The organism is Nocardioides turkmenicus (genome assembly GCF_011045035.1).
GTDB lineage: Bacteria > Actinomycetota > Actinomycetes > Propionibacteriales > Nocardioidaceae > Nocardioides > Nocardioides turkmenicus.
On the sequence record NZ_JAALAA010000009.1, the window covers coordinates 82,522 to 94,051 of the forward strand.

Here is an 11,530-nt window from a genome sequence, read left to right on the forward strand (position 1 = left end):
CGCCTGCGCCCGCTGACCGAGTTATCTCGGTGAGCGGGCGCTTCCTTCGTGGAGTTCCACGAAGTCAGTGAGCCTCCACCGAGTTACCTCGGTCAGCATCCAACGCGCCTCGCGGCATCACCAGCGACATCAGCGCGGCAGCCGCGCACAGGGCGCCGGCGGCGTACCAGACCAGGTCGTAGGAGCCGGTGGTGTCGCGTACGACGCCACCGACCCACGCGACCAGACCCGCGCCGACCTGGTGGGAGGCGAGGACCCAGCCGAAGACGATCGGGGCGTCCTCGGGCCAGACCTCGCGGCACAGCGCGAGCGTGGGCGGCACGGTGGCAACCCAGTCGAGGCCGTAGAAGACGATGAAGAACACCATCGGGATGTGCACCTCGGGCGCCAGCAGCATCGGCAGGAAGATCAGCGAGATCCCGCGCAGCGAGTAGTAGACGCCGAGCAGCACGACCGGGTTGAAGCGGTCGGTGAGCCAGCCGGAGAAGATCGTGCCGGCGACGTCGAAGATGCCGATCACGGCGAGCAGCGACGCGGCCGCGACCGTGGCCATCCCATGGTCGTGCGCGGCGGGCACGAAGTGGGTCCTGATCAGCCCGTTCGTGGTGATGCCGCAGATCGCGAAGGCACCGGCGAGGAGCCAGAACGCCTTCGTACGCATCGCCATCCCGAGCACCCGCACGGTCCGTAGCGCGGCGCCGGTCGCGGGCGCGGGACGCGGCACGATCTGGGAGGAGCCGTAGGGCGCGAGACCGACGTCGGCCGGGTAGTCGCGAAGGAGCAGCAGCACGAACGGGATCACCGCGGCGGCGACCAGTGCGATCGTCACCGAGGCGGCCCGCCAGCCGAACTCCCCGATCAGGATCGCCAGCACCGGCAGGAAGATCAGCTGTCCCGAGGCGCCGCCGGCGGTCAGCAGGCCGCTGACCAGGCCCTGGCGCTTGTCGAACCAGCGGGTGGTGATCGTGGCGCCGAAAGCGAGTGCCATGCAGCCGCTGCCGCCGCCGACGAGGACGCCCCAGCCGAGGACGAACTGCCACGACTGGCTCATCCAGACGGTGCCGAGCGAGCCGAGGGTGATCATGGTGAGCGCGACGGCCACCACCGGCCGGATGCCGAAGCGGTCCATCAGGGCGGCCGCGAACGGGGCGGTCAGGCCGTAGAGCGCGAGCTGCAGCGTGATCCCAGCCCCGATCGTGCCGCGCGACCAGCCGAACTCCTCGTGCAGCGGGCCGACCAGCAGGCCCGGTGCCGCGGTGAACGCGGCGGCTCCGACGATGGTCACGAAGGCGATGCCGGCCACCCACCAGGCGGGGTGGATGCGGGGTCGGCGGGCGGAGGTGCGGCCGGCAGGCGGCGGGGTCGTCGTCTGGGCGGTGTCCTGAGCCTGTCGAAGGGTCATGAGACGCATCCTTCCCGTTGCTCGCCCGGACGGACAGTGGCCTGATTGACATCTATCGATAAGATCCAGCCATGGGTGACGTACGGGTTCCTTCTCCGCACCGGGTCGCGGTGCTGATCCAGGACGGGTTCATCCCGTTCGAGATCGGCATCCCGCACCGGATCTTCGGCAAGGCCCGCGACAGCCAGGACCGGCTGCTCTACGAGGTCGTCACCTGCACCACCGGCGGCCCCGGACCGGTGCAGTCGGACTCCGACGTGGTCGTCCTCGCGCCGCACGGGCCCGAGGCGCTCGCGAAGGCCGACACCGTGGTGATCCCGAAGTTCGGCCGCGACTACCCGACGGTCTCCGACGGTGTGCTGACGGCGCCGCTCAAGGAGGCGCTCGACATGATCCGGCCCGGCACCCGGATCATGTCGATCTGCACCGGCGCCTTCGCCCTCGCTGCCGCCGGCCTCCTCGACGGCCGTCCGGCGACCACCCACTGGGCGCACACCGACGACTTCCGGACGCTGTTTCCGCAGGTCAGGCTGGACCCGGACGTACTCTTCGTCGACGACGGCGACATCCTCACCTCCGCCGGCGTGGCCTCCGGCGTGGACCTCTGCCTGCATGTCGTACGCCGCGACCACGGCGCCGCGGTCGCCAACCGCGTCGCCCGGGTGACGGTCGTCCCGCCCCACCGCGACGGCGGCCAGGCCCAGTTCATCCGGCACCAGGCACCTGCCCCGGGCGACGCCGGCATCTCGGCGGCGACCGCGTGGGCCCTCGCCCATCTCGACCAGCCTCTCACCCTGGAGGCGATGGCGGCCCAGGTCTCGATGTCGGTGCGTACCTTCACCCGCCGGTTCCGCGACGAGACCGGCGACTCCCCCGGCCGTTGGCTGCAGCGCCAGCGCATCGAGCTCGCCCGCACCCTCCTCGAGACCACCGACCTGAGCATGGAGCAGGTGGCCGCCCGCTGCGGCTTCAACACTGCTCAGTCCCTCCGCCTCCACTTCCAGGGCGCCCTCGGCATCACCCCCACCGCGTACCGCCGCACCTTCCGCGGTGGTTCCTGAGCCTCGAGGCCGAGTCGGTAGTTGTGGGCGACGAAAGTAGACTTTCGTCGCCCACAACTACCGACTCGCGCGACAGAACTACAGATTCGGCGGGGGCGAGATGGCGGGATGTCCAACATGGTTGACCGTTATCCGCTCGCCCGATCGCGTACTGGTCCCTAGCCTTTTACTGTGACGACGACCATCGACCCCACCCCCACCACGACCACGCCGCTCTGGAAGCCACTCGTCGCCTGTGGGGTCACGCTGGTGCTGTGGGCGTCGGCGTTCGTCGGGATCCGCTACCTGGGCGACACCGTCCCTCCGGGGAGCCTGTCGCTGGGCCGGCTGATCGTGATGGTCGCGGCACTCGGTGCGTACCTCGCGCTGAAGGGCGGGTTCCGGCTGCCGACCAAGAAGGAGTGGCCGTTGATCGCGCTCGGCGGCGCATCGTGGCTGGGCATCTACAACCTTGCGCTCAACGAGTCGGAGCGGCGTATCGACGCCGCCACCGCCGCCCTGATCATCCAGGTCGGACCGATCGTGGTCGCGCTCTTGGCCGGGCTGGTCCTCAAGGAGCGGATCCACCGCTGGATCCTGATCGGCACCGGCGTCGGGTTCGCGGGCGTCGTGCTGATCGGGCGCGCCTCGGCCAACGGCGACACCGGCGACTGGATCGGCGTCGTCCTCTCCCTGGTCGCGGCGCTGACCTTCGCTGTCGGAGTGCTCTCCCAGAAGAAGCTGCTGCCGACGATGAGCGCGCTGCTGCTGACGTTCTGGTACGCCGTCGCCGGCCTCGTCGTCTGCCTGCCCTGGTCGGGCGAGCTGGTCGCCACGATCCCCGACATCAGCGTCGCCAACCTCGGCTGGATCGTCTACCTCGGCCTCTTCCCGAGCGCCCTGGCCTTCGTGACCTGGGCCTACGCGCTCTCCCACTCCGATGCCGGCAAGTTCGCGCAGTCGACGTTCCTGGTGCCGTTCATCACCGCGCTGATGGCGTGGCTGGTGCTCGGCGAGGTGCCGCCCGCGCTCGCCTTCGTCGGTGGCGCGATGTGCATCGCGGGTGTGCTGATCACCCGTCGCCAGCCGCGCTAGCCCTTCGGCTCGTCTTCCCTCTCGAGCCAACCGCGAAACGCCTCGAGGTTCGCCGTCGACTCACCGCGCAGCTTGCGCCACTCCCACTCCTTGCGGATCGAGGAGGCGAAGCCGAGCTCGAGGATGGTGTTGAAGGACTCGTCCGCGTACGTCAGGACCGAGCCGAGCAGGCGATCGAGCTCGTCAGGCGTGACCATCGCCAGCGGCAGCCGGCCGTCGAGATAGATGTCGCCGAGCCGGTCGAGCCCGAAGGCCACGCCGTAGAGCCGCAGGTTGCGCTCGAGCAGCCAGCGGTAGACGGTCTCGAAGTTCTCGTCGGGGCGGCGGCAGACGAAGGCGTGCACACCCAACGCGTGCTGCCCGAGGTCGAGGCGGACCGGCGTCTGCAGCTTGCGCTCCCCCGGGAGCGAGAACGAGAACGCCAGGTCGCCCGACGGCAGTGACGCCTCGTCCCAGGTCAGGTCGTTGGACTTCAGCCAGCCGCGTACGACCTCGTCCTGATCGGCCCGCGAATCGACATCACTCATGCCGTCAGCTCCTCACGCATCAGCATCTTGGCCTCCTCATAGACCTCGAGCGTATTGCGTGCGGTGAGATCCCAGGAGAAGTCCTGGGCGTGTTCGCGGGCGCCTTCGGCCAGCGCGGACCAGCGCGGGTGGGAGGCGACGGCGTTGGTGAGCGCGTCGGCCCACTGGGCCGGGTCGTGCCCGTCGACCAGGAGCCCGCTGCGGCCGTGGCGCACCGCGGTGGTCAGGCCGCCGACCGCGGCCGCGACGACCGGGGTGCCACAGGCCTGCGCCTCGACGGCGACCAGGCCGAAGGACTCGTTGTAGGAGGGGACGGCGACGACGGAGGCAGCGGAGTACCAGAGCGCGAGCTCGTCCTGGCGCACCGGCGGGACGAACCGGACCACGTCGGAGATCCCCAGCTCGTGCGCGAGGTCGGCGAGCCCGGTCGGGTGCTCCAGGCCGGAGCCGGAGGGGCCACCGACGATCGGCACCACCAACGACCGGCGCAGCGACGGGTCGCGGGCGAGCATGACGGCGGCCGCCCGCAGGAGTACGTCAGGAGCCTTGAGCGGCTGGATCCGGCCGGCGAAGAGGAGCACGTGGGCGCGGGCCGGCAGTCCGAGCGCGGCCCGCGCGGCGGCCCGCCCGCGCGGACGGAAGACCCGCAGATCGACCCCGGGATGCACGACGGCGACGCGACCGGGCTCCGCGTCGTACATGTTGATCAGCTGCTTGGCCTCGAGGTCGGTGTTGGCGATCAGCATGTCGGCCGCCTCGACGACCTGCTCCTCGCCGATCACGCGGGCCTCGGGCTCGGGGGTGTCGCCCTCGGCGAGCGCCTCGTTCTTCACCTTGGCCATGGTGTGCATGGAGTGGACCAGCGGCACGCCCCAGCGGTCGCGGGAGAGCGCGCCGACCTGGCCGGAGAGCCAGTAGTGGGAATGCACGGCGTCGAAGTAGCCCGGCGGGTTGGACGCCTCGGCGCGGAGCACCTCGCGCGCGAACGTGCACAGCTGCCCGGGAAGATCACCCTTGGACAGGCCCTCGAACGGACCGGCGTGGACGTGGTGGACCGCCACCCCGTCGTACGCCTCGACGACCTGCGGCAGGCGCGAGGAGGTCGCGCGGGTGAAGATGTCCACCGCGATGCCCTGGGTGGCCAGCCGCCGGGAGAGCTCGAGGACGTAGACGTTCATGCCGCCGGCGTCGCCGGTGCCGGGCTGGTCGAGCGGAGAGGTGTGCAGACTGACCATCGCCACGCGGTGGATCATGCCTGCCCCTTTGTGTGTGTACGCCTGTGGTCCCGTCTCTCAACAAGCGGATGTCGGCCATCATTCCCGGCGGCACGAATCATCTTCGATCGTGGGACCCGGTACCCAATGTCGAGCGGACAACGAGAGAATGGATCCATGTCGTCCAAGAACGCTGTCGTGACCGGCGCCTCGAGCGGGATCGGGGCCGCCACCGCCCGCCGACTCGCCAAGGAGGGCTACCACGTCTTCCTGGCCGCCCGCCGGGCCGACCGGATCGAGGCGCTGGCCGCGGAGATCGGCGGCACCGCGGTCGCGACCGACGTCACCTCCGACGACTCCGTCGCCGCGCTCGCCGAGGCGGTCGGAGACCGTCTCGATCTGCTGGTCAACAACGCCGGCGGCGCGTTCGGCGTCGACCAGGTGGCCGAGGCCGACCTGACGAAGTGGCAGGCCATGTTCGAGGCCAACGTGATCGGCCTGACCCGGGTGACCCAGGCGCTGCTCCCGGCCCTGATCGCCTCCGGCGCGGGCGCCGTCGTCAACGTCGGCTCGATCGCCGGCCGCCGCGCCTACGAGGGCGGCGCCGGCTACAACGCCGCCAAGTTCGGCACCCGCGCGGTCACCGAGGCGCTGCGCCTGGAGATCGTCGACAAGCCGGTGCGGATCATGGAGATCGCACCCGGCATGGTCCACACCGAGGAGTTCTCGCTGGTCCGCCTCGGCGGCGACCAGGCGGCGGCCGACAAGGTCTACCAGGGCGTCGCGGACCCGCTCGTGGCCGAGGACATCGCCGACGCGATCGTCTGGATGGCCACCCGCCCGGCTCACGTCAACATCGACGAGCTGGTCATCAAGCCGCGCGCCCAGGCCGCACCGCACAAGGTGCACCGCGAGAGCTGACCGCGCTTTCCGGCCTCTGACCTGGTCTGGTCCGGCTCGGAGGGGTGCCGAGGATTCAGTACGCAGCAGCCGACGGTGTCACACTCGATGACGTGCAGACGATCGGACTCATCGGCGGCATGAGCTGGGAAAGCACAGCCGCTTACTACGAGGGACTCAACAAGGGTGTCCAGGAGCGGCTCGGCGGTCTTCACTCCGCCAAGATCGTGCTGGCCTCCGTCGACCTGGCCGAGCTGACGGAGCTGCAGGAGAAGGAGGCCTGGGACCAGGTCGCCGAGATCCTGGTCGCTGCTGCGCGCAGCGTCGTGGCCGGCGGTGCCGACTTCATCCTGCTGTGCACCACGACCTTCCACAAGGTCTACGACGAGGTGGCGGCCGCCGTCGACGTGCCGGTGCTGCACCTGGCCGACGTGCTCGCCGAGAAGTCCAAGGAGCTCGGCATCACCAAGGCCGGCTTCCTCGCCACCCGCTACACCGTGGAGAACGACTTCTTCGCCCAGCGGATCTCCGACCACGGCGTCGACGTGAACCTGCCCGACACCCTCCACGTGGAGCTCCTCGACTCGATCATCTACGAGGAGCTCGTCCACCGGACCGTCGTGCCCGGCTCGCGCAAGCGGGTCCTCGAGGTCGTCCACGAGCTGTGGGACGCCGGCTCCGACGGCGTCATCCTCGGTGCCTCCGAGCTCAGTCTCCTGGTGCGGCCGAGCGACGTCGACGTACCCATCCTCGACGCCATCACCGTGCACGTCGAAGCGGCCCTCAACCTAGCCCTCAGCTGACGCTGGTCGAGCCGCGAGCGCCAGCGAGCGTGTCGAGACCAACACAATCCTCTCGGCGCTCGATAGGACTGTGTTGGTCTCGACACGCCTCCGCCTAGCGGCTCCGGCGGCTCGACCAGCGGCGGTCTGCTACTGCTCGAGCATCCGGTTCGCGAGCTCGCGCAGCTCGGGGCTCAGGTCGCCCTCGTGCACGACCGTCCGCTGCCCGTCCACCTCGAACTCGTAGATGTAGCGGTCGGCGCCCTTCGGCTTCGACGGGCCCGCGTTGGCCAGCAGGTCACGCACCGTGGCCGCCTGCGAGTCGCCGGGCGCGAGCTCGACGGACCCTTCCGACGTACGTCCCAGGAACCCGCCGCTGCGGCGCACCCTCACCACGGTCGGCGACTCACCGTCGGGCCCGGGCGCTCCAGGCGCACCGGAGGCCGGGGTGACGCCGACCTCGGACCAGGCCGTGGTGACCGCGTCGACGTGCTCGCCGGCCTCGGCGATGGTGGCCGCCGCGAACCCGGCGAAGTCGGTGTCGGTGGTGACCGCGCCGTTGGTCAGCGCGGCGTACCAGATCTTGCCGGCGCCGTCCCAGGAGTTGCCGCCGATCGCCTTGGCGGCGAGGGCGAAGGCGCGGTTGGGGATGCCGGAGTTGATGTGGACGCCGCCGTTGTCGTCGGGACCTTCGTAGATGTCGTCCATGTGGGCCGGCTGCGGGTCCTTGCCCAGGTTGGGGTCGTCGTAGGCGGTCCCGGGCTCGAGCATGTGGCGCAGCCCGACGCCCTGGACCGACTCGGTGAAGAGGCCGGCGCCGATGATCCAGTCGGCCTCGTCGGCGCTCTGGCCGAGAAGGCGCTGCTTGATGCAGGAGCCGTAGACGTCGGAGATGTGCTCGTTGAGCGCGCCGGGCTGACCCTGGTAGACGAGCCCGGCGGTGTGCTCGGTGACCGCATGGGAGAGCTCGTGGCCGATCACGTCGACGGCCTTGGTGAAGCGCTGGAAGACCTCGCCGTCACCGTCGCCGAAGACCAGCTGGGTGCCGTCCCAGAAGGCGTTGGCGTAGTTGCGGTCGTAGTGGACGGTCATCACGACCTCGATGCCCTGACCGTCGTAGGAGTCGCGGCCGTAGACCTCCTCGAAGAGTGCGAGCGAGCCGGTGATGCCGGCCGCGGCCTCGTCGACGGTCTCGTCGCCCGACTCCGGCTCCCCCGCGGCGCGGACCTTCTCGCCGGGGAGGTCGGTGCCGTTGCCGGCGGTGTAGACGGTCCAGTCGCCCGCCTCGGCGGCGGTGCTGCCCGCCTCGGGGGCAGGGCGCTGGGTGAGCACCCTGGTCAGGTGCTCCGACCGAGCGGCACGGAAACCTTGGTCCTGGTCGAGGCGACCGGGATCGAGCCGCTGCATCAGGTAGGGGGGAACGATGTGGCAGACGTGTTTCCGAGAGGTCATGGGTTCAGCCAACCGTCATCTCCGGATGCGGGTCAAGGAGGTCGCGGCGGATAAGATCAGTCGTCCCGTCCCGCGCCAGAAATCGAGCCGCTTCGCACATGTCCGAGACCCTCAAGGCCAATCTCCGCAACGTCGCCATCGTTGCGCACGTCGACCACGGCAAGACCACGCTGGTCGACGCCATGCTGAAGCAGGCCGGTGCCTTCTCCGAGCACGCCATGGAGTCGGTCGAGGACCGCGTCATGGACTCCGGCGACCTGGAGCGCGAGAAGGGCATCACCATCCTCGCGAAGAACACCGCCATCCACTACACCGGGCCGAGCGCGCCCGAGGGGATGACGATCAACATCATCGACACCCCCGGCCACGCCGACTTCGGTGGCGAGGTCGAGCGCGGCCTGTCGATGGTCGACGGCATCGTGCTGCTGGTGGACGCCTCCGAGGGCCCGCTCCCGCAGACCCGGTTCGTGCTGCGCAAGGCGCTCAACGCCGACATGCCGGTCGTGCTGGTGGTCAACAAGGTCGACCGCCCCGACGCCCGCATCGAGGAGGTCGTCGACGAGACGTACGAGCTCTTCATGGATCTGCTCGACGACTCCCACAGCCAGGACGCACTCGACTTCCCGGTGATCTACGCCTCCGGCAAGGCCGGTGTCGCCTCGCTGGAGCAGCCGGCCAACGGTGAGCTGCCCGACTCCAAGGACCTCGAGCCGCTCTTCTCCACCATCCTGGAGACCATCCCGGCCCCGACCTACGAGGCCGGCGCGCCGCTGCAGGCCCACGTCACCAACCTCGACGCCTCCCCGTTCCTCGGCCGCCTCGCGCTGGTCCGCATCCACCAGGGCACCCTGAAGAAGGGCCAGAACGTCGCCTGGATGCAGCGCAACGGCGAGACCAAGAACGTACGCATCACCGAGCTGCTCATCACCGACGGCCTCGAGCGCAAGCCCGGCGAGGAGGCCGGCCCCGGTGACATCGTCGCCGTCGCGGGCATCCCCGACATCATGATCGGCGAGACCCTGGCCGACCCGGAGAACCCGGTCGCGCTGCCGCTGATCCACGTCGACGACCCGGCCATCTCGATGACCATCGGCACCAACACCTCCCCGCTGGTGGGCAAGGTCAAGGGGTCCAAGGTGACCGCGCGGATGGTCAAGGACCGCCTCGACCAGGAGCTGATCGGCAACGTGTCGCTGCGCGTGCTGCCGACCGACCGTCCCGACGCGTGGGAGGTCCAGGGCCGCGGTGAGCTGGCGCTGGCGATCCTGGTCGAGCAGATGCGTCGCGAGGGCTACGAGCTGACCGTCGGCAAGCCGCAGGTGGTCACCCGCGAGGTCGACGGCAAGCTCCACGAGCCGTTCGAGCGCCTCACCATCGACGCCCCGGAGGAGTTCCTCGGCACGATCACCGAGCTGCTCGCCAACCGCAAGGGCCGCATGGAGGGCATGACCAACCACGGCACCGGCTGGGTCCGGATGGAGTTCATCGTCCCCTCCCGCGGCCTGATCGGCTTCCGCACCGACTTCCTCACCGAGACCCGCGGCACCGGCATCGCCCACCACATCTCGGAGGGCTACTTCCCGTGGGCCGGCGAGATCCGTTCGCGCAACAACGGCTCGCTGGTCGCCGACCGCGCCGGCGCTGCCTCGGCCTACGCGATGACCTCGCTCCAGGAGCGCGGCGTCCTCTTCGTCGAGCCCAGCACCGAGGTCTACGAGGGCATGATCGTCGGCGAGAACTCCCGCCAGGACGACATGGACGTCAACATCACCAAGGAGAAGCAGCAGACCAACATCCGGTCCGCCACCTCCGACAACTTCGAGAAGCTCATCCCGCCGAAGAAGCTCTCCCTCGAGCAGTGCCTGGAGTTCTGCCGCGAGGACGAGTGCGTCGAGATCACCCCGGACCAGATCCGCATCCGCAAGGTCATCCTCGACCAGAACGAGCGGGCGAAGATCGCGTCACGGGCTCGTAAGGCCAACAAGTAACGAAGCTCTACGACGGCCGCCGATCCCTTGGGTCGGCGGCCGTTTCGTTGCGTTCAGCCTGAGACACTTCCACCATGACGCGTACGCCTGTGGAGGCCGCGATCGCGACCCCGTCACCGTCCAAGGAGAGCTGAGTGACCCTCACGACCACCGCCGCCCTCGTCAACGCGGCCTACCAGGAGGGCCGCGGGGTCGCCGCCTTCAACGCGATCAACCTGGAGACCGTCGAGGCGATCACCGCCGGGGCGGAGGCGGCGAACCTGCCGGTCATCGTGCAGATCAGCGAGAACGCGGTGCGCTATCACGGCGGGCTGGCGCCGCTGGCCCAGGCCGCGATCGCCGTCGCGTCCAGCTCCACGATCCCGATCTCGCTCCACCTGGACCACGCGACCGACGAGCGCCTGGTCGGGATCGCGGTCGACCTCGGCTTCTCGTCGGTGATGTACGACGCCTCCCAGCTGTCCTACTCGGAGAACCTCACCCGCACCGCCGCCGTCACCCACCGCTGCCACGACCGTGGCGCCCACGTCGAGGCCGAGCTGGGCGAGGTCGGCGGGAAGGCGATGGATCGAGCTTGTCGAGATCAGGGCGCCCACGCGCCCGGCGTACGCACCGACCCTCAGCAGGCGGCCGCCTTCGTCGCCAGCACCGGGGTCGACGCCCTCGCCGTCGCCGTGGGCTCGAGCCACAAGATGACCACCCGCGACGCGGCCCTCGACGAGGTGCTGATCGCGGAGATCCGGCGCGCCGTCGACGTACCGCTGGTCCTGCACGGCTCCTCCGGGGTCAGCGACGAGGGGCTCCGGGCCGCCATCGCGGCCGGGATGACGAAGATCAACGTCGCCACCCAGCTCAACAAGGCGTTCACTGCCGCAGTGCGCGAGACCCTCGGCGCCGACCCCGATCTGGTCGACCAGCGCCGCTATCTCGGCGCCGGCCGGGACGCGATGGCGGCGGAGACAGCACGCCTCCTGACGGTGATTTCTCACCAATAGAGTGGAAGCGCTCCCACCACAACAAAATCGTTACTCACGCTCCTCTTGACACGGCCTTGTGAGCACACTCACACTCTCCCTAGTCCCGAGAGTGGAAGCGCTCTCACTCCCCACACAGACGTGCAGGAGCACCCC

Annotated in this window: 10 protein-coding genes; 6 read left to right on the plus strand and 4 right to left on the minus strand. The window is 69.7% G+C overall.

Annotated elements, in window-relative coordinates; translation table 11 throughout:
• Positions 1-64: 64 nt before the first annotated feature.
• Positions 65-1,402: an MFS transporter gene (locus G5C66_RS12275; RefSeq protein ID WP_165111253.1), complete on the minus strand. Its 1,338-nt coding sequence runs from the start codon at positions 1,400-1,402 to the stop codon at positions 65-67.
• A 71-nt stretch (positions 1,403-1,473) separates the two neighbouring features.
• Here G5C66_RS12275 and G5C66_RS12280 point away from each other — a divergent pair, with 71 nt between their 5' ends.
• A complete protein-coding gene (locus tag G5C66_RS12280; RefSeq protein ID WP_165111254.1) occupies positions 1,474-2,463 on the plus strand; it encodes a GlxA family transcriptional regulator in 990 nt (329 codons plus the stop codon).
• Positions 2,464-2,634: 171 nt separating this feature from the next.
• Positions 2,635-3,537 (plus strand): EamA family transporter, encoded by a 903-nt coding sequence (locus G5C66_RS12285; RefSeq protein WP_165111255.1) that lies wholly within the window; start codon positions 2,635-2,637, stop codon positions 3,535-3,537.
• Here G5C66_RS12285 and G5C66_RS12290 read toward each other — a convergent pair.
• Together G5C66_RS12290 and mshA are read right to left on the minus strand one after the other, a co-directional pair.
• Positions 3,534-4,064, minus strand: coding sequence for a type III secretion system chaperone family protein (locus G5C66_RS12290; protein WP_165111256.1), 531 nt, complete (start codon positions 4,062-4,064; stop codon positions 3,534-3,536). The genes G5C66_RS12285 and G5C66_RS12290 overlap by 4 nt on opposite strands.
• A complete protein-coding gene (gene mshA / locus G5C66_RS12295; protein ID WP_165111257.1) occupies positions 4,061-5,317 on the minus strand; it encodes a D-inositol-3-phosphate glycosyltransferase in 1,257 nt (418 codons plus the stop codon). Before mshA ends, G5C66_RS12290 begins: the two co-directional genes overlap by 4 nt.
• A gap of 138 nt (positions 5,318-5,455) precedes the next feature.
• On the opposite strand from mshA, the gene G5C66_RS12300 reads away from it, so the two are divergent.
• Both G5C66_RS12300 and G5C66_RS12305 read left to right on the plus strand, forming a co-directional pair.
• Positions 5,456-6,199 (plus strand): SDR family NAD(P)-dependent oxidoreductase, encoded by a 744-nt coding sequence (locus G5C66_RS12300; protein WP_165111258.1) that lies wholly within the window; start codon positions 5,456-5,458, stop codon positions 6,197-6,199.
• A 92-nt stretch (positions 6,200-6,291) separates the two neighbouring features.
• Positions 6,292-6,981 (plus strand): amino acid racemase, encoded by a 690-nt coding sequence (locus tag G5C66_RS12305; RefSeq protein ID WP_165111259.1) that lies wholly within the window; start codon positions 6,292-6,294, stop codon positions 6,979-6,981.
• 129 nt (positions 6,982-7,110) lie between these two features.
• Here the strand turns inward: G5C66_RS12305 and G5C66_RS12310 are convergent, their stop codons facing one another.
• Positions 7,111-8,412 (minus strand): protealysin inhibitor emfourin, encoded by a 1,302-nt coding sequence (locus tag G5C66_RS12310; protein WP_165111260.1) that lies wholly within the window; start codon positions 8,410-8,412, stop codon positions 7,111-7,113.
• Between the two features lie 98 nt (positions 8,413-8,510).
• On the opposite strand from G5C66_RS12310, the gene typA reads away from it, so the two are divergent.
• Complete coding sequence (gene typA / locus G5C66_RS12315; protein ID WP_165111261.1) at positions 8,511-10,400, plus strand: translational GTPase TypA; 1,890 nt, start codon at positions 8,511-8,513, stop codon at positions 10,398-10,400.
• Positions 10,401-10,534: 134 nt separating this feature from the next.
• Entirely contained in the window at positions 10,535-11,395 is an 861-nt protein-coding gene (locus G5C66_RS12320) for a ketose-bisphosphate aldolase (RefSeq protein ID WP_165111262.1), read from the plus strand.
• Positions 11,396-11,530: the final 135 nt, after the last annotated feature.

Coding starts and splice junctions, on each gene's coding strand:
- G5C66_RS12290 (WP_165111256.1), bottom strand. CDS start 4,064: ATGAGTGATGTCGATTCGCGGGCCGATCAGGACGAGGTCGTACGCGGC.
- G5C66_RS12275 (WP_165111253.1), bottom strand. CDS start 1,402: ATGACCCTTCGACAGGCTCAGGACACCGCCCAGACGACGACCCCGCCG.
- G5C66_RS12300 (WP_165111258.1), top strand. CDS start 5,456: ATGTCGTCCAAGAACGCTGTCGTGACCGGCGCCTCGAGCGGGATCGGG.
- G5C66_RS12280 (WP_165111254.1), top strand. CDS start 1,474: ATGGGTGACGTACGGGTTCCTTCTCCGCACCGGGTCGCGGTGCTGATC.
- mshA (WP_165111257.1), bottom strand. CDS start 5,317: ATGATCCACCGCGTGGCGATGGTCAGTCTGCACACCTCTCCGCTCGAC.
- typA (WP_165111261.1), top strand. CDS start 8,511: ATGTCCGAGACCCTCAAGGCCAATCTCCGCAACGTCGCCATCGTTGCG.
- G5C66_RS12310 (WP_165111260.1), bottom strand. CDS start 8,412: ATGACCTCTCGGAAACACGTCTGCCACATCGTTCCCCCCTACCTGATG.